The 21,115-nt window shown below is 61.9% G+C and carries 15 protein-coding genes and 2 riboswitches; of the genes, 8 read left to right on the top strand and 7 right to left on the bottom strand.

Annotated features, from left to right (window positions below):
• Positions 1–93 precede the first annotated feature (93 nt).
• Genes AB4N92_RS24440 through cobW form a run of 4 tightly spaced genes read right to left on the bottom strand, consistent with a single transcriptional unit; the run spans position 94 to position 6,636 of the window.
• Positions 94–696 carry a vWA domain-containing protein gene (locus tag AB4N92_RS24440; RefSeq protein ID WP_137206305.1) on the bottom strand — a complete coding sequence of 201 codons (603 nt, stop codon included), beginning with the start codon at positions 694–696 and terminating at the stop codon, positions 94–96.
• A gap of 53 nt (positions 697–749) precedes the next feature.
• Positions 750–1,748, bottom strand: a complete 999-nt coding sequence (locus AB4N92_RS24435) for an ATP-binding protein (protein ID WP_176332208.1) — start codon at positions 1,746–1,748, stop codon at positions 750–752.
• Between the two features lie 55 nt (positions 1,749–1,803).
• Positions 1,804–5,565, bottom strand: a complete 3,762-nt coding sequence (gene cobN, locus AB4N92_RS24430; RefSeq protein WP_021491685.1) for a cobaltochelatase subunit CobN — start codon at positions 5,563–5,565, stop codon at positions 1,804–1,806.
• Between the two features lie 3 nt (positions 5,566–5,568).
• A complete protein-coding gene (cobW, locus tag AB4N92_RS24425) occupies positions 5,569–6,636 on the bottom strand; it encodes a cobalamin biosynthesis protein CobW (protein ID WP_021491686.1) in 1,068 nt (355 codons plus the stop codon).
• 93 nt (positions 6,637–6,729) lie between these two features.
• A riboswitch (cobalamin riboswitch) is annotated at positions 6,730–6,929 on the bottom strand.
• A gap of 514 nt (positions 6,930–7,443) precedes the next feature.
• A riboswitch (cobalamin riboswitch) is annotated at positions 7,444–7,648 on the top strand.
• Between the two features lie 96 nt (positions 7,649–7,744).
• Here cobW and AB4N92_RS24420 point away from each other — a divergent pair.
• The 4 genes from AB4N92_RS24420 (at position 7,745) to cobM (ending at position 9,854) form a co-directional block, all read left to right on the top strand.
• Positions 7,745–7,933: a CbtB domain-containing protein gene (locus AB4N92_RS24420; RefSeq protein ID WP_010210882.1), complete on the top strand. Its 189-nt coding sequence runs from the start codon at positions 7,745–7,747 to the stop codon at positions 7,931–7,933.
• 11 nt (positions 7,934–7,944) lie between these two features.
• Positions 7,945–8,649, top strand: coding sequence for a CbtA family protein (locus tag AB4N92_RS24415; RefSeq protein ID WP_010210883.1), 705 nt, complete (start codon positions 7,945–7,947; stop codon positions 8,647–8,649).
• Positions 8,646–9,038, top strand: coding sequence for a cobalamin biosynthesis protein (locus AB4N92_RS24410; protein WP_010210884.1), 393 nt, complete (start codon positions 8,646–8,648; stop codon positions 9,036–9,038). Before AB4N92_RS24415 ends, AB4N92_RS24410 begins: the two co-directional genes overlap by 4 nt.
• Before the next feature lie 69 nt (positions 9,039–9,107).
• The gene (cobM, locus tag AB4N92_RS24405; protein ID WP_010210885.1) at positions 9,108–9,854 is read left to right on the top strand and encodes a precorrin-4 C(11)-methyltransferase; all 747 of its coding nucleotides are present in this window, start codon (positions 9,108–9,110) and stop codon (positions 9,852–9,854) included.
• 65 nt (positions 9,855–9,919) lie between these two features.
• Here the strand turns inward: cobM and nfuA are convergent, their stop codons facing one another.
• Both nfuA and AB4N92_RS24395 read right to left on the bottom strand, forming a co-directional pair.
• Positions 9,920–10,504, bottom strand: coding sequence for a Fe-S biogenesis protein NfuA (gene nfuA / locus AB4N92_RS24400; protein WP_003173594.1), 585 nt, complete (start codon positions 10,502–10,504; stop codon positions 9,920–9,922).
• Positions 10,505–11,023: 519 nt separating this feature from the next.
• Positions 11,024–13,315 carry a fatty acid cis/trans isomerase gene (locus AB4N92_RS24395; protein ID WP_010210888.1) on the bottom strand — a complete coding sequence of 764 codons (2,292 nt, stop codon included), beginning with the start codon at positions 13,313–13,315 and terminating at the stop codon, positions 11,024–11,026.
• A 166-nt stretch (positions 13,316–13,481) separates the two neighbouring features.
• Here AB4N92_RS24395 and metH point away from each other — a divergent pair, with 166 nt between their 5' ends.
• The gene (gene metH, locus AB4N92_RS24390; protein ID WP_038453191.1) at positions 13,482–17,192 is read left to right on the top strand and encodes a methionine synthase; all 3,711 of its coding nucleotides are present in this window, start codon (positions 13,482–13,484) and stop codon (positions 17,190–17,192) included.
• Between the two features lie 67 nt (positions 17,193–17,259).
• On the top strand, positions 17,260–17,478 hold the full coding sequence (locus tag AB4N92_RS24385; protein WP_010210891.1) for a DUF2970 domain-containing protein: 219 nt from the start codon (positions 17,260–17,262) through the stop codon (positions 17,476–17,478).
• Here the strand turns inward: AB4N92_RS24385 and AB4N92_RS24380 are convergent.
• Positions 17,475–18,542 (bottom strand): ABC transporter substrate-binding protein, encoded by a 1,068-nt coding sequence (locus tag AB4N92_RS24380; protein ID WP_021491690.1) that lies wholly within the window; start codon positions 18,540–18,542, stop codon positions 17,475–17,477. The two genes, AB4N92_RS24385 and AB4N92_RS24380, sit on opposite strands and share 4 nt — an antisense overlap.
• Before the next feature lie 411 nt (positions 18,543–18,953).
• On the opposite strand from AB4N92_RS24380, the gene AB4N92_RS24375 reads away from it, so the two are divergent.
• The gene (locus AB4N92_RS24375) at positions 18,954–20,612 is read left to right on the top strand and encodes a nitrite/sulfite reductase (protein WP_010210897.1); all 1,659 of its coding nucleotides are present in this window, start codon (positions 18,954–18,956) and stop codon (positions 20,610–20,612) included.
• A complete protein-coding gene (locus tag AB4N92_RS24370; RefSeq protein ID WP_010210898.1) occupies positions 20,596–21,093 on the top strand; it encodes a DUF934 domain-containing protein in 498 nt (165 codons plus the stop codon). The genes AB4N92_RS24375 and AB4N92_RS24370 overlap by 17 nt, the downstream gene beginning before the upstream one ends.
• The last annotated feature ends 22 nt before the right edge of the window (positions 21,094–21,115 follow it).

The following is a 21,115-nucleotide window of genomic DNA, read 5'->3' as shown; positions in this document are numbered from 1 at the left end:
GGCCTTATCGCAGGCAAGCCAGCGGCCACATTTTGACTGCACCGCCGATCAAATGTGGGAGTTGGCTTGCCTGCGAAAGCGATCGTCCAGGCGCTACAAGTCATCGATATGCCGATAATCCAGCTGCAACCCAGCCGCCAACTCTTGAGCCCGACCCAACCTGATCGGCCCACGCTCGATATCCACCAGCACGCCAGGGCACTCCAGCAACGGTAACCCGGCGATATCCTTGAGTCGTCCGTCAGTGATCACCAGCAACCGCTGTTGCTCAGCCGGGTAACGCGCACGCCGCAGTGCCAGCCAATGCCTGGCCTCTACAAGCGCCGCGAGTAATGGCGTGCCGCCGCCCGCGCCCAACTGGTCCAGCCAACCCGCCAAGCCCTTCGCCGCCTTCAATCCCTGGACCTGCCATTTGGGCGAATGCCCGCTGGCTGTCAACAACGCCATCCGTGCCCGCTGGCGGTAGGCATCATCAAACAACTGCGCCAACACGCCCTTGGCGTCGGAAAGCGCGTGATGTCGCCGGGTGGACGCCGACGCATCGACAATCACCAGCCACGCCGCGGGGGCCGAACGACTGCGCAGGTGATAAAGCAGATCCTCACGGGTTTGCGGGCGCCCACCGAGCAAGGTGCCCGGCCAATTGATCGAGCCCTGTTTCGCGCTGCGCGCCTTGCCGTGCCTGCCTCTGTCCAGTTGCCCCGCGTTGGGGCGGGCATCCGCCCCCGCGTCAGGTCGGGGGCGAATGCCTAGGGCTTTTTTGGCCAGGTGGGGATTTCCCGGCGTGCGCCCGTGGGCAAGGCCGGTGCGGGCATGTCACCCCATTGGCCTTGGCCTGGGGAAGCGTCGGAGGACTTGGGCGATTGCCCTTCACTCGGTGGGCTCGATAGAGTGGCCTGCTCTTGGCGGCGATGGCGCAAGGCAAACTCCGCCACAGCTTCAATATCTTCCTCGCCGATAGCATGGGCACCCCGCCAGGCGGCATGGGCCCGAGCGCCGCGCAACCAGACCAGGTCCGCACGCAACCCGTCGACGCCCGCAGCGAAGCACCGTTCGGTGATCCGAGCCAGCGTCTCATCGTCCAGCGCGATGGCATCCAGCCGCGCCCGCGCCTGAGTGCAGCGCTCTCGCAAGGCTGCCTGCGACTCATCCCATTGTGCGCAGAACGCCGCCGGGTCGCTGTCGAAATCCAGGCGACGACGAATGATCTGCCCACGCTCGACCGGCAAGGTCTGCCCACTCAACGCCACGTTGAAACCGAAACGGTCGAGCAGCTGCGGTCGCAACTCACCTTCCTCCGGGTTCATGGTGCCGATCAGCACGAAGCGCGCCGAATGGCGATGGGAAATACCATCGCGCTCGATCAGGTTGGTGCCGCTGGCGGCCACGTCCAGCAGCACATCCACCAAGTGGTCGGGCAGCAGGTTGACCTCATCGACGTACAATACGCCGCCATCGGCCTTCGCCAAGACCCCGGGTGAGAACTGCGCCCGCCCCTCGCCCAACGCGGCGTCCAGGTCCAGCGTGCCCACAAGGCGCTCTTCGGTGGCGCCCAAAGGCAACGTCACGAACTGACCACTGGCCAACAGGTCCGCCAAACCGCGCGCCAAGGTCGACTTGGCCATGCCGCGCGGACCTTCGATCAGCACACCGCCGATCTTCGGGTCGATGGCAGTCAGGCACAGCGCCAGTTTCAGGTCATCGGCGCCGACTACGGCGGACAGCGGGAAATGGGGAATATCAGTCATGCGATCCCTCTTCAAATTCTGCGACACAAGCCTGCTCACCACAACGAGCCCGCCTTTAGCCGTCCTCTTCTATATCCAGCAACAGGTTTTCCAGCGCCTCGCGATACGCCCCCGGCTCCTGCCACATGCCCCGCTGCTGGGCTTCGAGCATGCGCTCGGTCATGTCCCGCAAAGCGTCGGGGTTGTGTTGCTGCACAAAGGCGCGGGTGTCGGGGTCGAGCAGGTAGGCATCGGCCAGCAGCGCGTATTGATGATCGTCGATCAGCGCCGTGGTGGCGTCGAAAGCGAACAGGTTGTCCACGGTCGCCGCCATCTCGAATGCACCTTTATAGCCATGGCGCTTCACGCCTTCGATCCACTTGGGGTTGGCGGCGCGGGAGCGGATCACCCGGTTCAGCTCTTCCTTCAGAGTGCGGATCTTCGGCAGGTCCGGTTGGCTGTGGTCACCATGGTAGCTGGCGGCCTTGTCACCGCTGAGGGTTTCCACGGCAGCGAGCATGCCGCCCTGGAATTGGTAGTAGTCGTTGGAATCCAGCAGGTCGTGCTCACGATTGTCCTGGTTCTGCAGCACCGCCTGCACCTGGCTCAAGCGCTGAGCGAATTGCGCACGGGCGGCGGTGCCTTCATCGGAACCTCCATAGGCGTAGCCGCCCCAGTTGAGGTAAACCTCGGCCAAGTCCTCACGGCTTTGCCACAGGCGACCGTCGACCGCGCCCTGCACGCCCGCACCATAGGCGCCCGGCTTGGCGCCGAAAATGCGCCAACCGGCTTGTTTCGCCGCAGCTTCTGCGTCCAGGCCAGATGTGAGCAACGCCTCACGCTCACTGCGCACCTTGGCGGCCAGCGGGTTCATATCGTCCGGTTCATCCAGCGCCGCCACTGCCTGCACCGCGGCGTCGAACAGGCGGATCAGGTTGGCGAAGGCATCGCGGAAGAACCCGGACACACGCAGGGTCACGTCGACACGCGGGCGGTCCAGCAGGCTGATCGGCAGTATTTCAAAATCATCCACCCGTTGGCTGCCGGTCGCCCACACCGGGCGCACGCCCATCAGCGCCATGGCCTGGGCGATGTCGTCGCCGCCGGTGCGCATGGTGGCAGTGCCCCATACCGACAGGCCGAGTTGGCGCAGGTGGTCGCCGTGGTCTTGCAAATGTCGCTCGAGAATCAGGTTGGCGGATTGAAAGCCGATGCGCCAGGCCGTGGTAGTGGGCAGGTTGCGCACGTCGACGGTGAAAAAATTGCGACCCGTCGGCAGCACATCCAAACGTCCGCGGCTCGGCGCGCCACTTGGGCCGGCAGGCACAAAACGGCCACTGAGGGCATCCAGCAAGCCACACATTTCCGCCGGGCCACAAGCGTCCAGACGCGGCGCCACCACGATGCGCAGGCTTTCGATAACGGCCTTCACATCCTCCCAACCGGGCTCTTCCAGCTGTTCAAGCGGCCCCTCCAGCGCCTGTTCGATCAGCCGCGCGGCATACAGCTCCAGGCGCTCGCGGGTATCGCCGGCGGTGCGCCACAACTGCGCATCGATCTTCTGCAAGACCTGGGGACGGCGCCCGGTCCAGGGCTCGGCCAAAGCGCAATCCAGCGGATCAAAGCCCAAGTCAAAGGCCTTGGCCAACACACGCAGCAGACTCGATTGCGGACCACGGCCATCGCCACGCGGGATGCGCAGCAAGGCCAGCAAAGTATCGATACGCAGGCGACCTGCCGGCGACTCGCCAAAGATGTGCAGGCCATCGCGGATCTGCGACTCTTTCAAGTCGCACAGGTACGTGTCCAGGCGCGGCAGCCAGACGGCGGCGTCGGCGTCGCTCTCCAGCTCAAGTTCCTGGTCGATGCGGGTTTCGCGCACCAGCTTGAGGATGTCTTTCTGCAACTCCAGGGCGCGACGCGGATCCAGCAGTTGCGCTTCGTAGTACTCGTCCGCCAGCAGCTCAAGGTTACGCAGGGGGCCGTAGGTTTCGGCACGGGTCAGGGGCGGCATCAAGTGATCGATGATCACCGCCTGGGTGCGTCGCTTGGCCTGGGCGCCCTCGCCCGGATCGTTGACGATAAACGGGTAGATATTCGGCAGCGGCCCCAGCAGCGCATCGGGCCAGCAGTTTTCCGACAAGCCGACGCCCTTGCCCGGCAACCATTCAAGGTTGCCATGTTTGCCTACATGGATCACGCCGTGGGCACCGTAGGTGTGGCGCAACCAGAAGTAGAACGCCAGGTAACCGTGGGGCGGTACCAGGTCCGGGTCGTGGTAAACGGCGCTGGCGTCCACCTGATAACCCCGCGCCGGCTGGATACCGACGAACGTCAGGCCCAGGCGCAGGCCGGCGACCATCATGCGGCCATCGCGGAACATCGGGTCGTGATGAGGCGTGCCCCAGCGCTCCAGCACCGCCTGGCGATTGGCCGCGGGCAAGCGGCTGAACATCGCCTCGTAGTCCTCCAGGCCCAGGCTTTGGTGGCAGGGGCGCAGGTCGAGGCTGTCGAGGTCATTGGTAACGCCGCCGAGCAAAGCGTGGATCAGTGCCGTGCCGCTTTCCGGCAATGCATCCGACACCGGGTAGCCTTCGGCCTGCAGGGCACGCAGGATATTCAACGCCGCCGCCGGCGTATCCAGGCCGACACCATTGCCGATACGACCGTCGCGGGTCGGGTAATTGGCGAGGATCAGCGCGATGCGCTTGTCGCCATTCGGCACTCGCGCCAACTCGACCCAGCGCCGCGCCAGCTCAGCAACAAAATCCATGCGCTCCGGCGCGGCGCGGTAGCACACCACATCCGACTGGCTGCGCTCACTGCGCCAGGCCAGGTCCTTGAAGCTGATCGGCCGGCTGATGATCCGCCCGTCCAGCTCCGGCAAGGCAATGTGCATCGCCAGGTCGCGGGGGCCAAGACCTTGGTCGCTCGCTTCCCAGCCGGGCTGGTTGTCCTGGGCGCAGATCGCCTGGATCACCGGGATATTGCGGCGAAACGGCCGCAAGTGCGGCGCTTCCGGGCTGGACTGGGCGAAGCCGGTGGTGTTGAGAATCACCGCCGCGCCGACCTCGTCCAGCAGGTCCTCGACCACCGCCAGGCAGCCGGGTTCTTTCAAACTGGCCACCGCCATCGGCAACGGGTTGAGACCCGCCGCCTGCAAGCGCTGGCAGAACACATCGATAAAACCGGTATTGGCTGCCTGCAAATGCGAGCGATAGAACAACACCGCCGCCACCGGCCACTCAGCATTCCAGTCGGCCTGCCAATCATTCAGCCGGGCGCTGGCACGGTGCGGGTGATAAATCGCCGTGCGCGGCAAGGTTTGCGGCTCGGCCCAGGCGTAATCACGGCCCAGGTAAGTGCTGGCCAGGCAGCGATAGAAATCCAGGGCATTGCCCAGGCCGCCCTGACGCAGGAAGTGCCAGAGGCGATCACGCTCTTCGGCGCCGACGGTACTTAGTCCGCTGAGCTCAGGGTCCGGGCGATCATCCCCCGGCACCAGAATCAGTTGAACGCCACGCTCGGCCAATTCCACCAGACGCTCAATGCCGTAACGCCAATAACCGATGCCACCATGCAGGGAAATCAGAATGACCTTGGCGTGGCGCAGCACCTCATCGACATACAGGTCGACCGAGGCATGGTTCTGCACCTGCATCGGGTTGGCCAAGCGAAAGCTGGGGTAATCGTCCGGCAACTGCTGGGCCGCTTCGGCCAGCAGCGCCAGGCTGGAATCGCCGCTGCACAGGATCACCAGATCAGCGGGGGTTTGTCCGAGGTCGGCAATATTGTCGTCCGAGACGAAACCACCGGGCTGGGTCCTGAGCAGGTGCATGGGTTAAACGCTGAGGGCTGCGCGCAGTTGCGCTTCAAGGCCCGCCGCGTCGAGGTCCTGACCGATCAGCACCAAGCGTGTGATGCGTGCTTCGTCCGGGCCCCAGGCACGGTCGAAGTGCTTGTCGAAACGCGTACCCACCCCTTGGATCAGCAGGCGCATCGGCTTGTTCGGAATCGCAGCGAAGCCTTTGACGCGCAGGATGCCGTGTTGCACCACCAACTGGGTCAGGGCGTCGAGCAGCAGCGCTTCATCGGCCTGCGGCAGGTCGATGGAGATGGAGTCGAAGGCGTCGTGATCATGGTCATGATCGTCTTCACCGTCATGGTGATGGTCGTGATGACTGTGGCGACCGTCGATATGCTCTTCAGAGCCGGCACCCAGGCCGATCAGCACGTCCAACGGCAAACGACCGCTGCTGGCTTCAATGATCTTCACCGCGGGCGGCAGTTCTTCCGCGACTTCCAGGCGCACACGGGCCAGGTCTTCAGGGCTGATCAGGTCGCTCTTGTTGAGGATCACCAGGTCGGCGCTGGCCAGTTGGTCGGCGAACAGCTCATGCAGCGGCGACTCGTGGTCCAGGTTCGGGTCGAGCTTGCGCTGGGCATCCACCTGGTCCGGGAAAGCGGCGAAGGTGCCGGCGGCCACGGCCGGACTGTCGACCACGGTGATCACAGCGTCGACGGTGCAGGCGCTGCGGATTTCCGGCCACTGAAAGGCTTGTACCAGCGGTTTTGGCAGGGCCAGGCCGGAGGTTTCGATGAGGATATGGTCGAGGTCGCCGCGACGGGCCACCAACTCGCGCATCACTGGAAAGAACTCTTCTTGCACGGTGCAGCACAGGCAGCCATTGGCCAACTCGTAGACGCGGCCGTTGGCTTCTTCTTCGGTGCAGCCGATGGAGCACTGCTTGAGGATTTCACCGTCGATACCCAGTTCGCCGAATTCGTTGACGATCACGGCGATGCGACGGCCCTGGGCGTTATCGAGCATGTGGCGCAGCAAGGTAGTCTTGCCCGAGCCGAGGAAGCCGGTGACGATGGTGACGGGGAGTTTGGCCAGTGTTTTCATCGGATGCCCTTGGGGGCGGGCATACGGGACGATAGGCCCTGCGACGGCGCGCAGCAGCGGATTTCGTCACCGGATCACCCCGCCCGGTTGAAGTAGAAAATCGGTTGCGAGGCAGGTCTCCTGGCTTGGGGCTTGCGGGTCTTGCGACCGGCGCTGGCTGCGCCTTCCCGCCTTGTCGGCAGTGGCGTGGCAGTCAGCTGAACCCTTTACAGTTGCGGGGGCAGCCGCGGCTTGGACCGCGTTCCCTTCTTAGCTTCGGCCTGGGCCGAAGAACCTCGAAGGGTGTAAGGCTACGCAGTGCTTGGGGGATGGTCAATGATGGGGTTGGATTGGTTGGGTTAGTGTACATATCCGTTTCTGCGGTAACGGCTGAAATGGGTTCCGCCCTTACGGCGGGTCACTTTGGAAAAGAGCCCCAAAGTAACCAAAGGGCTCTTGCCCCAACACTCGGCACCTCGCTCACGCTCGGTGTGCCCGTAATCCGACAGGGATTTGGGGGGCCGCCGCCACGCGCCATCCATGGCGCGGGGCGGCTAAACCGGCATCCCTGCCGGTTTACCCCCCAAATCCCTGTCGAATTCCGGCCAGCGTGTTTGACGGGGCGCTTAGGATCAAGATCAAGATCAAGATCAAGATCAAGATCAAAAGCAAAAGCAAAAGCAAAAGCAAAAGCACAGCGGCCTGACAGCCGGCTTGAGTGGTGTAGAGCAAAGGCGGTTCGCTGTAGGAGCGGAACCCATTTCAGCCATCACCGCAGCAACGGATATGTACACACCCCAATTGACTCCCCTCCCACCCCCATGCTCTCCTACACATCTTGTTTCGGGTGCCCTTCACAGGGTGAAACGGGAAACCGGTGCGTCATAGCGATATGACCAGTCCGGTGCTGCCCCCGCAACGGTAAGCGAGTGAAGCGTCAGATCCACTGTGCCTCGACGGCATGGGAAGGCGATGCTTATTAGGCACATTGCCCCTCGCAAGCCCGGAGACCGGCCCGAAAAATTCAGATAACAAACCCGCGGTGGGCGGGCGCTGTTCAAACCCTGCGTGCCTGGCTCGCGGGGTTTCCATGCGCTCGTTTCACCCAGACACCTGAAAGGGACGCGCCATGTCGATCGTCAGCAGCACCTCGCACTCCGCCAGCAGCACCGCCACCCTGAGCCAACGCCTGACCGCCGCCATCGGCGCGTCGATCCTTGGTGCGTGCCTGGTGTACTTTGCCGGTTTCTCGCACATCGAGGCCGTGCACAACGCTGCCCACGATACCCGCCACAGCGCTGCGTTCCCGTGCCACTGAGACCTGCCGACATGATCAAGCGTATCGCGCAAACTGCAGGTTTCACCGGCCTGCTGGCCGCCCTGTTGCTGACCTTGCTGCAAAGCTTCTGGGTCGCCCCGCTGATTCTGCAGGCGGAAACCTTTGAAAAGGCCCCGGCCGCCACCGAAGTGGCCCACGAACACACCGAAGGCGCTGCCGCCCACACCCACGATGCCGAAGCCTGGGAGCCGGAAGACGGCTGGCAGCGCGTGCTCTCCACCACAGGCGGTAATCTGGTGGTCGCGGTCGGTTTTGCGCTGATGCTGGCCGGTCTCTACACACTGCGCGCGCCAACCCGCACCGCCCAAGGCTTGCTGTGGGGCTTGGCCGGTTACGCAACCTTCGTGCTGGCACCGACGATGGGCCTGCCGCCTGAGCTGCCGGGCACTGCCGCCGCGGACCTGGCGCTGCGCCAGACCTGGTGGATCGGCACTGCGGCTTCTACGGCTGCCGGCATCGCTTTGATCGTATTTGGTCGTAACTGGCTGTTGAAAGTGCTGGGCGTGGCGATCCTCGCCGTCCCCCACGTGATTGGCGCGCCACAGCCCGAAGTGCATTCGATGCTGGCACCGCAAGCCCTGGAAGCACAATTCAAGATCGCTTCACAGTTGACCAACGTCGCTTTCTGGCTCGCACTGGGCCTGATCAGCGCGTGGCTGTTCCGCCGCAACCGTGACGACCAATACTCGGCATGACCCTGGTGATCGGCCTGGGTTGCCAGCGGGGTTGTGATCTTCACACCTTGCTGGCGCTGTTCGATTCGGCCCTCGCCGAGGGCGGTATCGAGCGTCACCGCATTAGCGCGCTGGCCAGTATCGATCGCAAACAGAATGAACCGGGGTTACTGGCTCTGGCCCAGAGGCTGAACCTGCCACTGCAGTGTTTCAGCGCCGAGCAACTGGCGGCGTTTGAACACCGCCTGAGCCACAAATCCGACATCGCTTTTGCCCACACCGGCTGTTATGGCATCGCCGAAAGCGCCGCGCTGGCACTCGCCGAGCACCTTGCAGGCAGCCCTGCCCGCCTGTTGATCACTCGCAAAAAAACCGCCCAAGCCACCTTTGCATTAGCCTGCGCCGGCTAAAATCCCGATAATTGCCGCCCCCGATCATGAGCAACATTCATGCTCGCCCGTTTTTCGACAGGAACCACCATGACCGTCTACTTCATCGGCGCAGGCCCCGGCGACCCGGAATTGATCACCGTCAAAGGCCAGCGGCTGATCCGTAGTTGCCCGGTAATCATCTATGCCGGCTCATTGGTTCCGGCGGCGGTATTGGACGGCCATTCGGCGCTAACGGTGGTCAACAGCGCCGAATTGCACCTGGAACAGATCATTGACCTGATCAAAACCGCCCACGACAACGGCCAGGACGTGGCCCGCGTCCATTCCGGTGACCCGAGCCTGTATGGCGCCATTGGCGAACAGATCCGCCATCTGCGGGAGCTGGGCATTCCCTTCCAGATCATTCCCGGCGTCACCGCCGTGGCCGCCTGCGCCGCCCTGCTGGAAACCGAGCTGACCCTGCCCGATATCGCCCAAAGCGTGATCCTGACCCGCTATGCCGACAAAACCCGCATGCCCGCCGGCGAGGATTTCGACAGCCTGGCCCGGCATGGCACCACCATGGCGATCCACCTGGGGGTCAATCACCTGGAGAAGATCGTCGCTGAGCTGCTGCCGCACTACGGCGCGGATTGCCCGATTGCCGTGGTGCACCGGGCAACCTGGCCGGATCAGGATTGGGCGATGGGCACGTTGAGTGACATTACCGAGAAGGTGGCGGCCAAAGGCTTTCGGCGCACGGCATTGATTGTGGTGGGCCGGGTGTTGGCAAGTGACAGCTTCAGTGAGTCGTCGCTGTATCGCGCGGGCCATGCTCACCTTTACCGCCCCTGAAACCCAGGCATAAAAAAACGGCGCTCACGGGGCGCCGTTTTTTCTGCTCGCAGTGAACGCCTTATTCAGTAGTAGGCGTTTTCTTTCTGCGTGTGGTCGGTCACGTCACGCACGCCCTTGAGCTCTGGAATACGCTCCAGCAAGGTGCGCTCAATGCCTTCACGCAGGGTCACGTCCGCCTGGCCACAGCCTTGGCAGCCGCCGCCGAATTTCAACACCGCAATGCCGTCTTCGACCACGTCGATCAGGCTGACCTGGCCGCCGTGGCTGGCCAGGCCTGGGTTGATCTCGGTCTGCAGGTAGTAATTGATGCGCTCGTTCACCGGGCTGTCGGCGTTGACGTTCGGCACCTTGGCGTTTGGCGCCTTGATGGTCAACTGGCCGCCCATGCGGTCGGTGGCGTAGTCGACCACGGCGTCGTCGAGGAAGGCTTCGCTGAAGGCATCGATGTACGCGGTGAAGCTTTTCAGCCCCAGGGCGGTGTCTTCAGGTTTCTCTTCCCCAGGCTTGCAGTAGGCAATGCAAGTCTCGGCGTATTGGGTGCCGGGCTGGGTGATAAAGACGCGGATGCCGATACCCGGGGTGTTCTGCTTGGACAGCAGGTCAGCCAGGTAATCGTGGGCGGCGTCGGTAATGGTTATGGCAGTCATGGAAACTCCTCACAGGCTTGCCAGCAGTTTACGCCAAAATATTACGCAGGTACAAAGTCCTAGTGTTTTTGTCGGGATAGGTTTTTTAGGGGGGTGTACATATCCGTTATTTGGGTGATGGCTGCTATGGGTTCCGCCCTTACGGCGGGCCACTTTTGAAAAGAGCCCAAAAGCAACCAAAAGGCTCTTGCCCCAACACTCGGTGTGCCCGTGATCCGGCAGGGGTTTGGGGGGCCGCAAGAGCACGGCGGCCTGAGTGGTGTAGAGCAAAGGCAAGGGCAAACGCAGTCCCTGTAGGAGCTGGCTTGCCTTCGATGGTGGTTAACGATGACGCGGGTAACCAGACAAAACGCGGCGTTCTCACGTTTTTCGCCGGCAAGCCGGCTCCTAAAGAGGACGAAAAGCGTATCCACGATGCGAAGCGAGTCGCGCTTGCTCTGGCTTTTGATCTAAGGCGCCGTAAGGGCGGAACCAATATCAGCCGTTACCGCAGCAACGGATATGCACTCCGAAAAGATCTCACAAGTTCTGATACCGATTCATATCCAACACCCCCTCTTCCACCGGCGTAGTCTCCCGAATGTACTGCGACACATCATGGAAGTACTGCCAAAACAAAGGATGACTGCGCCGCACACCCCAGCGGTCCACAATCTTCTCGAAACGCTTGGCATCCTTGGCCCGCTCCATTTCAGCCACAAACTCCGGCACTTCCTGGGCAGGGATATTGAACATAAAGTTTGGATAGCTGCTCAGCACGCCAGGATAAATCGTCACCGTGTCCAAGCCCGGCTGATAGCGATAAGCCTCACCCAGCAGAAACGCCACGTTACTGTGGGCACGATTGCGCAGCATGCTGTAGAGCACACGCTTACCGCTGGCGGTCTCGACACGCAGCATCGTCGCTTCAGGCAGTTGGTCGATGACCTTGAGCCCGGCGGCCGGGCGTGAAGTCAGGCGGCTCAGCGCCTGCTCCGCATCCTGAATGGCTGGGTCCACGCCGTCACGCGAGCAATAGGCGCCCGTGCAGCGGTTGATCGGATCCGGGCTCGCATTCAAATCGCCATAACGCGTGAGCAACTGGTTGGCAAAGTCGCGCTTCGGATCGTTTTCATTCAGGTGCAGGCCAGTGGGTTTATCGTCATCAATGGCTTCATAGTCCAGCCATAGCTTGAGCTTGCCGCTGTTCTGGTACCAGTCATCCAAGAAGCCCTCGCGGGAATCGGCCGGCATCAGGCGCAGGAAGTTCTGCTCGGCACCGTTGCGAATCAGGTCGAAATACAACCGGGTCTGGGCCTGGTGCGACACGTTGCCGAACACATCGAAGTTCACCGCCAACTGATAATAGGTGCGCTCCAGCAGCGGGTAGTCGAACAGCCACAGGGTTTGCGGCACCTCGCCAATCAGGCCTTTGGTCACCGAAGCGCTGTCGAAGTGGCGGAAGATGCTCAGCAAGGCATTGTCATTGCCCGCCCACAGGGTCGACCAGCTTGGCGGCGGCAAGTCAGCATAGCTGTCGCGGCGCAGGGCCTCGTATTCATTACGTTTGTCGCGGTACGCCAGCCACAGGCTGAGCACGCTGCCGACGTCATCGTTCTGCCCCGGCATCGCCAGCAACGGCGTAGCCTGGCCGCGATAGCGCGCATCGGTGATGTACAGGTCGTGGTCCGGGTCTTGGAACAGGGTCCAGAAGTTGTCACGGATCACGTCCGTGGCAATCTGCCCACGGCACACCGGCCCACGGATAAAGGTGCGTACGAAGTATTCGGCGTTGTCCAGCATGAACTGGTAACGCGCCTTGGCCGGGATGGCTTCGAAGGTTTCGAAGGGGTTGGCGCGACGGCCTGGACCATAGCCCGGCAAGGCGTTGACCTGCCAATTGCCGGCGTAGAACAGTTCTTTGATCCGCGCCATCTTCTGGGCACTGAACGGGTACGCGATGTGGGTTTTATGCACAATCACACCCTGCACCGGCCACAGGCGGTAATACACACGGGTGCCTGGATCATCATTGGGGCGACGGGTGGCGATCAGATCGATCGGCTGGCCGCTGGGCGTACGCGAACGCACCCACTGGAAGAAATGCCCCGGTTCGCCGTTTTCGAAGTAGATGTGCGCGAGAAACAGATGTTCGAACAACCAGCGCGCCACCAGGCTCTCCCGCGCACCCGGCTGGTTGAACAGGTTTTCCCACTGCTGCACCTGCAGGGCTTCCTTGGCGCTGGGCGCCAGGCCTTGTTCATCGATAGGAGCGCCGGACGCGAGCCAGCGTTGCAGGGTCTGGTATTGCTGGTCCGTCAGGCCGGTGACCGCCAGCGGCATGCCTTCCTTGGGATGGGCACCGGCGTAGGCATTGAACTCGCCGGGCATGGCGCACATGTTTTCACGGTTCAGGCCCAGTACGATATCTTGAGGCAACTTGGCGTTGGGTTGCAGCGGTGCGTTATGGCCCAGCTCCAGCATGCGTGCCATCAAGGCCGCCTGGCTGCCCTGGGCGTCCAGCACCGAGTAAAAGCCCTTTTGCTGCCAGGCCTGCTTGCCAAAGGCGTCATAGAACAGCCGCGTGGTCGGGGTCGCCTGGCTGCGCTCGCCATCATAGACCGGCACTTTGTTTGCACCCCGGGCCGCGCCCTCGCCACTGCCCAGGTTGAGCTGGCAGGCGGAGTCGTAGCAGGCGTGGCAGGCCACGCACTTCTCGGTAAAGATTGGTTGAATGTCGCGAGTGTACGAAATCGCCGGGGCGGGTCCGTCAGCCTGTGCGATGCAAGCGACCAGCGCCAGGACGGCGCTGGTGATGAGGCGAAGTGACATGTATCGGGTCCCGGTTCAATGCGTGCGCTGAAAATTTGCCGGTGATTCTACCGGGCCATACTCCCCAGCAACATGAACGATATTCATGCAAAAACTGCGCATGCTCTAAATCGGCACAGGTTTGTTATGATTCACGCCCTCCGAAATGCCTGACCAGAGTAGTCCCATGTCCGATCGTAGCGTTCGTCTGCAAGCCCTTCATCAAGCCCTCAAGGAACGTATCCTGATCCTCGACGGCGGCATGGGCACGATGATCCAAAGCTACAAGCTTGAGGAAAATGACTACCGTGGCAAACGCTTCGCCGACTGGCCCAGCGACGTCAAGGGTAACAACGACCTGCTGGTGATCACCCGTCCAGACGTAATCGGCGGCATCGAAAAAGCCTACCTGGATGCCGGCGCCGACATCCTCGAAACCAATACCTTCAACGCCACGCGCATTTCCATGGCCGACTACGGCATGGAAGCGCTGGCGTTTGAGCTAAACGTAGAAGGCGCACGCCTGGCGCGCAAGATCGCCGACGCCAAAACGGCGGAAACCCCGGACAAGCCGCGTTTCGTCGCAGGCGTGCTCGGCCCGACCAGCCGCACCTGCTCGCTGTCGCCCGACGTGAACAACCCCGGCTACCGCAACGTGACCTTCGATGAATTGGTGGAAAACTACACCGAGGCCACCAAAGGCCTGATCGAAGGCGGTGCCGACCTGATCCTGATCGAAACCATTTTCGACACCCTCAATGCCAAGGCCGCGATCTTCGCCGTGCAAGGCGTGTTCGAGGAATTGAATATTGAGCTGCCGATCATGATTTCCGGCACCATCACCGACGCCTCCGGCCGTACCCTGTCGGGCCAGACCACCGAAGCGTTCTGGAACTCCGTGGCCCACGCCAAGCCGATTTCCGTGGGCCTCAACTGCGCCCTGGGTGCCAGCGAGCTGCGTCCGTACCTGGAAGAATTGTCGAACAAGGCCAACACCCACGTTTCTGCCCACCCGAACGCCGGCCTGCCCAACGAATTCGGCGAATACGACGAGTTGCCGTCACAAACCGCCAAGGTCATCGAAGAGTTCGCCCAGAGCGGCTTCCTCAACATTGTCGGCGGCTGCTGCGGCACCACGCCGGGCCACATCGAGGCCATCGCCAAGGCCGTGGCCGGTTACGCGCCGCGCCAGATCCCGGATATTCCGAAGGCTTGCCGCCTGTCAGGCCTGGAGCCGTTCACCATCGATCGCAGCTCGTTGTTCGTCAACGTCGGCGAGCGCACCAACATCACCGGCTCGGCCAAGTTCGCCCGCCTGATCCGTGAAGATAACTACACCGAAGCCCTGGAAGTCGCGCTGCAGCAGGTGGAAGCCGGCGCCCAGGTGATCGACATCAACATGGACGAGGGCATGTTGGATTCGAAGAAGGCCATGGTGACCTTCCTCAATCTGATCGCCGGCGAGCCGGACATCTCCCGCGTGCCGATCATGATCGACTCCTCCAAGTGGGACGTGATCGAGGCCGGCCTCAAGTGCATCCAGGGCAAGGGCATCGTCAACTCCATCAGCATGAAGGAAGGCGTGGAGCAGTTCATCCACCACGCCAAGCTGTGCAAGCGCTATGGTGCTGCGGTGGTGGTGATGGCGTTCGATGAAGCCGGCCAGGCCGACACCGAAGCGCGCAAGAAAGAGATCTGCAAACGCTCCTACGACATCCTGGTGAATGAAGTCGGCTTCCCACCGGAAGACATCATCTTCGACCCGAACATCTTTGCGGTCGCCACCGGTATCGAAGAGCACAACAACTACGCCGTCGACTTTATCAACGCCTGCGCCTACATCCGTGACGAGCTGCCGTATGCACTGACCTCCGGCGGCGTGTCCAACGTGTCGTTCTCGTTCCGTGGCAACAACCCGGTGCGTGAGGCAATCCATTCGGTGTTCCTGCTGTATGCGATCCGCAATGGGCTGACCATGGGCATCGTCAACGCCGGCCAGCTGGAGATCTACGACCAGATCCCGGCCGAGCTGCGTGATGCCGTGGAAGACGTGGTGCTCAACCGCACGCCGGACGGCACCGACGCCCTGCTCGCCATCGCCGACAAGTACAAGGGCGACGGCAGCGTCAAGGAAGCCGAGACCGAAGAATGGCGTGGCTGGGACGTGAACAAGCGCCTGGAACATGCGCTGGTCAAAGGCATCACTACGCACATCGTGGAAGACACCGAGGAATCGCGGCTGTCGTTCGCGCGCCCGATCGAAGTGATCGAAGGCCCGCTGATGTCCGGCATGAACATCGTCGGCGACCTGTTTGGCGCTGGTAAGATGTTCCTGCCCCAGGTGGTGAAATCTGCCCGCGTGATGAAACAGGCGGTAGCGCACTTGATCCCGTTCATCGAACTGGAAAAAGGCGACAAGCCGGAAGCCAAGGGCAAGATCCTGATGGCAACCGTAAAAGGCGACGTGCACGACATCGGCAAAAACATTGTCGGCGTGGTGCTCGGCTGCAACGGCTATGACATCGTCGACCTAGGCGTAATGGTGCCGGCAGAGAAGATCCTGCAGGTGGCCAAGGAACAGAAGTGCGACATTATCGGGCTGTCCGGCCTGATCACCCCGTCCCTGGACGAGATGGTCCATGTGGCTCGCGAGATGCAGCGCCAGGACTTCCACCTGCCGCTGATGATCGGTGGCGCCACCACCTCCAAGGCGCACACGGCGGTAAAGATCGAGCCCAAGTACAGTAACGATGCCGTGGTGTACGTCACCGACGCTTCCCGCGCCGTGGGCGTGGCGACGCAGTTGCTGTCCAAGGAACTGAAAGCCGGCTTCGTGGAACGCACCCGCGAGGAATACGTGGAAGTGCGCGAGCGCACCTCGAACCGCAGCGCCCGCACCGAGCGCCTGAGCTATCCCGCCGCCATCGCCAAAAAGCCACAGTTCGACTGGAGCACCTACAGCCCGGTGGTGCCGACCTTTACCGGCGCCAAGGTGCTGGACAATATCGACCTCAAGGTGCTGGCCGAGTACATCGACTGGACACCGTTCTTCATTTCCTGGGACCTGGCGGGCAAATTCCCACGCATTCTTACTGACGAAGTCGTCGGTGAAGCGGCCACCGCGCTGTACGCCGATGCCCAGGAAATGCTCAAGAAATTGATCGACGAAAAACTCATCAGCGCCCGTGCGGTGTTCGGTTTCTGGCCGACCAACCAGGTGCAGGACGACGACCTGGAAGTCTACGGCGACGACGGCCAGCCGATCGCAAAACTGCACCACCTGCGCCAGCAGATCATCAAGACCGATGGCAAGCCAAACTTCTCCCTGGCCGACTTCGTAGCGCCCAAGGACAGCGGTGTGACTGACTACATCGGTGGTTTTATCACCACCGCCGGTATCGGTGCCGAAGAAGTCGCCAAGGCCTACCAGGACGCGGGCGACGACTACAACTCGATCATGGTCAAGGCCCTGGCCGACCGCCTGGCCGAAGCCTGCGCTGAATGGCTGCACCAGCAGGTGCGTAAAGAGCACTGGGGCTACGCCAAGGATGAGCAATTGGACAACGAGGCGCTGATCAAAGAGCAATACAGCGGCATCCGCCCTGCCCCCGGCTACCCCGCGTGCCCGGATCACACCGAGAAAGCCCAGTTGTTTCAACTGCTCGACCCCGAGGCCCGCGAAATGCATGCAGGTCGTAGCGGCGTGTTCCTCACCGAGCATTACGCGATGTTCCCGGCGGCGGCCGTCAGCGGCTGGTACTTCGCCCACCCGCAGGCGCAGTACTTTGCCGTGGGTAAGGTCGACAAGGACCAGGTGGCGAGCTACACCGCGCGCAAAGGCCAGGACCTGAGTGTGACCGAACGTTGGCTGGCGCCGAACCTGGGCTACGACAACTAAGCCCACGACAACTAAGCCCGGCTGGATTGTCTATGCTATCCCTCACACACCTGGTGTCGAGGGATGTATGGACGATCCAATCAACAACAAGCCCCCTACCTTCTGGCAGATGCTGCACAGCGTGATCGCGGCCGCGTTTGGCGTGCAAAGCGGCAAGAACCGCGCTCGCGACTTTACCCACGGCAGGCCCAGCCACTTTGTAGCGTTGGGCATTCTGTTCACGGTGGTGTTTGCCCTGACGTTGTTCGGTATCGTCAAGCTGGTGCTGCTGTTGGCCGGCGTCTAGCGCAGCAGCAGTTGCAGGCTGAAGGGGTAACGGTAGGACGCCGGCTTGCCGACGGCAGACAGTGCACGGAAATCCACTGGCGCCGCTGGCGCCAACAACCGTTGTGCCTGGGTGGCGTCTATCAACTGGAACAGCGCTTCCTGGCGGTCGCGCCCGCCATGGGCGTCGATTGGCACGCCCTTGGCATCATCATGGATCAACACCATCGCCCACCCGCCCAGGGTGAAATGCCCGGCGACCAGTGTACTCAGCCGTCCATCCAGCCGTGCCTGCAAAATCTGCGGCGAACTGTTCACCGCACTGAACAACACCTCCTGACCCGGCACCCGCCCACTGTCCTGTAGCGCCTGCATGGCGCCAAGCGCCATTTCGTCGTTGGCCGACCACACCAGCGCGGTCTGCGGGTAGCGCTTGAACAACAGCACCGCTTGCTCGAACGCGCGCTGGCGGCTCCATTCGCCGGAGACCAACTGGCGCAGGCGCACTTCAGGGTGCTCAGCCAGGGCACGGCGCAGGCCCTTTTCGCGCAGCTGCGCGGCCGGGGTCGTCTTGGTGCCGGAGAATGCCAGCAGGTCGATGGATTCGCCAGGCTTTGCAGGGCCGTGCTGGCGCAGCAAGTCGGTCAGCATCAAATAACCGGCCTGCTCGTCGTTGGCGACCATGCTGCCCATCACGTCGGCGTCGTTGCGGGCGTTCAGCAATTGCACCTGATCGGCGGTCAGCGCGTTATTCACAATCAGCAGCTTGACCCCGCTCCCCTGGGCCATGCGCAGGATCTGCGGGGCAACGTATTGCTCGTTCACCAACACCAGGTAATCCGGCCGCTCGCTGCCTTGCAGTGCCTCGCGCGCCTGATTCAGGGTGTTGCGGGTGTCACGCTCGGAATAGCGCACACGCAAATGCAGGCCGAGGTCCTTGGCTCCGGCCTGCATGAACTGCGCGTAGCTGACCCAGAAGGTTTCCGTCGACATGCCAGGGTTGAGAAACACCACCGACGTGGCATGGGCCATCGCCCCGTACGCCGATCCCAGCAACCACACGCACGCAATCAGCACCTTCGACATTGATGTTCAGCCCCGGATATTTGACCGTCATGATAATGGCATTGCGACAGTCAATCGAGGCTGTTTACTGGTGGCTTACCCAAAACACGGCAGTTCCCACCACCAGAATGATCAGGAACAGAATGGCCCAGGCATCTACGGTACTGTCGGGTTTACGGGCTTTTGTCGGGTTACTCATCGCATCGCCTCTTGTCGGTTTTATAGGTGATTACGTTCAAACACGCTCACAGTAAAGTTGACGATTGCCCGCATGACAAATGTGGGTATGGCGATAACGGTTCTCATTAGTCGATTTGGTTATTTGCATATACTCAAACATCACTTTTGCGCATAAACGCAAACTGGTATCTTGCCCCGGCTCCGTTGGGAGTGCGCGGCCGTGCGCGCAGATTTGCCGAGAACAGGACCTATATGTACGTATACGACGAATACGATCAGCGCATCATCGAGGACCGCGTCAAGCAGTTCCGTGATCAGACCCGACGCTACCTAGCAGGTGAACTGAGCGAAGAAGAGTTCCGCCCTCTGCGCCTGCAAAATGGCCTTTATGTTCAGCGCTTTGCGCCGATGCTGCGGGTGGCCGTGCCCTATGGCCAACTGACGTCGCGCCAGACGCGCATGATGGCCAAGATTGCCCGCGACTTCGACAAAGGCTACGCCCACATCAGTACCCGCCAGAACGTACAGTTCAACTGGCCGGCGCTGGAAGATGTGCCGGACATCCTGGCTGAACTGGCTACCGTGCAGATGCACGCCATTCAGACCAGCGGTAACTGCCTGCGCAACGTGACCACCGACCAATTCGCCGGCGTGGCCGCTGACGAACTGATCGACCCACGCCCCTGGTGTGAAATCGTCCGTCAATGGACCACCTTCCACCCAGAATTCGCCTACCTGCCGCGCAAGTTCAAGATCGCCATCAATGGCTCGACCTCGGACCGTGCAGCCATCGAAGTGCACGACATCGGCCTAGAGCCGGTGCACAACGAGGCCGGCGAGTTGGGCTTCCGCGTACTGGTTGGTGGCGGCCTCGGCCGTACTCCGGTGGTCGGTGCGTTCATCAACGAATTCCTGCCATGGCAGGACCTGTTGAGCTACCTCGACGCGATCCTGCGGGTCTACAACCGCTATGGCCGTCGTGACAACAAGTACAAGGCCCGGATCAAGATCCTGGTCAAGGCGCTGACCCCTGAGGTCTTCGCCCAGAAAGTCGACGCTGAGATGGAATACCTGCGCGGCGGCCAGACCACCCTGACCGAAGCCGAAGTGCACCGCGTGGCCAAGCACTTCGTCGACCCTGAGTACAAGGCGTTGAGCAATCAGGACGCCGAGCTCTCAGCACTGGACAAAGAACACCCCGGTTTCGCCCGTTGGCGCACCCGCAACACCCTGGCGCACAAGAAGCCAGGCTATGTGGCAGTGACCCTGTCGCTGAAACCGACCGGCGTTGCCCCAGGCGATATCACCGACAAACAGCTGGACGCCGTCGCCGACCTGGCCGAGCGCTACAGCTTCGGCCAACTGCGCACCTCCCACGAACAGAACATCATTCTCGCGGACGTTGAGCAGAGCCAGCTGTTCACCCTGTGGGGCGAACTGCGCGAAGGCGGTTTCGCCACGCCGAACATCGGCCTGTTGACCGATATCATCTGCTGCCCGGGCGGCGACTTCTGCTCGCTGGCCAACGCCAAGTCGATCCCGATTGCCGAATCGATCCAGCGCCGTTTCGACGACCTGGACTACCTGTTCGACATCGGCGAGCTGGACCTGAACATCTCCGGTTGCATGAACGCCTGTGGTCACCACCACGTCGGCCACATCGGCATCCTGGGCGTGGACAAGAAAGGCGAAGAATTCTACCAAGTGTCCCTGGGTGGCAGCGCCAGCCGCGATGCGAGCCTGGGCAAGATCCTCGGCCCGTCCTTCGCCCAGGAAGCCATGCCTGAGGTGATCGGCAAGCTGATCGACGTGTACATCGAACAGCGCACCGAAGATGAACGTTTCATCGACACCTACCAGCGCATCGGCATCGACCTGTTCAAGGAGCGCGTCTATGCAGCGAATCATTAAGAACAACGAAGTCCTCGACGAAACCTGGCACCTGCTGCCCAAGGACGCGAGCTTTGACGGCATCTCCAACTGCGACGACCTGATCGTGCCGTTGGCGCTGTGGCGCGAACACGGCCACGCCCTCAAGGCCCGCGACGGCGGCCTGGGTGTGTGGCTGGACGCCGATGAAGAAGCCGAAGAGATCGGTGAAGACGTGGAACACTTCCAGGTCATCGCGCTGAACTTCCCGGCGTTCACCGACGGCCGCAACTACTCCAACGCCCGCTTGTTGCGTGACCGTTACGGCTACAAAGGCGAGCTGCGTGCGATTGGCGACGTGCTGCGCGACCAGTTGTTCTACCTGCGCCGTTGCGGGTTCGATGCGTTCGCCCTGCGCGCCGACAAAGACCCGTACGAAGCCCTGGAAAGCCTCAAGGACTTTTCGGTGACGTACCAGGCGGCAACGGATGAACCGCTGCCGTTGTTTCGTCGTCGCCAATAAACCGTAGGAGCGGGCTTGCCCG

This window comes from Pseudomonas sp. S3_A09 (assembly GCF_054668065.1).
Note: the sequence above shows the minus strand (reverse complement) of the source record. Positions and strands in the feature narration are given on the sequence as shown.

Bases quoted from the DNA above. Each gene is read 5' to 3' on its own strand.
- AB4N92_RS24435 (WP_176332208.1), bottom strand. From the start codon at position 1,748: ATGACTGATATTCCCCATTTCCCGCTGTCCGCCGTAGTCGGCGCCGAT.
- cobN (WP_021491685.1), bottom strand. From the start codon at position 5,565: ATGCACCTGCTCAGGACCCAGCCCGGTGGTTTCGTCTCGGACGACAAT.
- cobW (WP_021491686.1), bottom strand. From the start codon at position 6,636: ATGAAAACACTGGCCAAACTCCCCGTCACCATCGTCACCGGCTTCCTC.
- AB4N92_RS24420 (WP_010210882.1), top strand. From the start codon at position 7,745: ATGTCGATCGTCAGCAGCACCTCGCACTCCGCCAGCAGCACCGCCACC.
- AB4N92_RS24415 (WP_010210883.1), top strand. From the start codon at position 7,945: ATGATCAAGCGTATCGCGCAAACTGCAGGTTTCACCGGCCTGCTGGCC.
- AB4N92_RS24410 (WP_010210884.1), top strand. From the start codon at position 8,646: ATGACCCTGGTGATCGGCCTGGGTTGCCAGCGGGGTTGTGATCTTCAC.
- cobM (WP_010210885.1), top strand. From the start codon at position 9,108: ATGACCGTCTACTTCATCGGCGCAGGCCCCGGCGACCCGGAATTGATC.
- nfuA (WP_003173594.1), bottom strand. From the start codon at position 10,504: ATGACTGCCATAACCATTACCGACGCCGCCCACGATTACCTGGCTGAC.
- AB4N92_RS24395 (WP_010210888.1), bottom strand. From the start codon at position 13,315: ATGTCACTTCGCCTCATCACCAGCGCCGTCCTGGCGCTGGTCGCTTGC.
- metH (WP_038453191.1), top strand. From the start codon at position 13,482: ATGTCCGATCGTAGCGTTCGTCTGCAAGCCCTTCATCAAGCCCTCAAG.
- AB4N92_RS24385 (WP_010210891.1), top strand. From the start codon at position 17,260: ATGGACGATCCAATCAACAACAAGCCCCCTACCTTCTGGCAGATGCTG.
- AB4N92_RS24380 (WP_021491690.1), bottom strand. From the start codon at position 18,542: ATGTCGAAGGTGCTGATTGCGTGCGTGTGGTTGCTGGGATCGGCGTAC.
- AB4N92_RS24375 (WP_010210897.1), top strand. From the start codon at position 18,954: ATGTACGTATACGACGAATACGATCAGCGCATCATCGAGGACCGCGTC.
- AB4N92_RS24370 (WP_010210898.1), top strand. From the start codon at position 20,596: ATGCAGCGAATCATTAAGAACAACGAAGTCCTCGACGAAACCTGGCAC.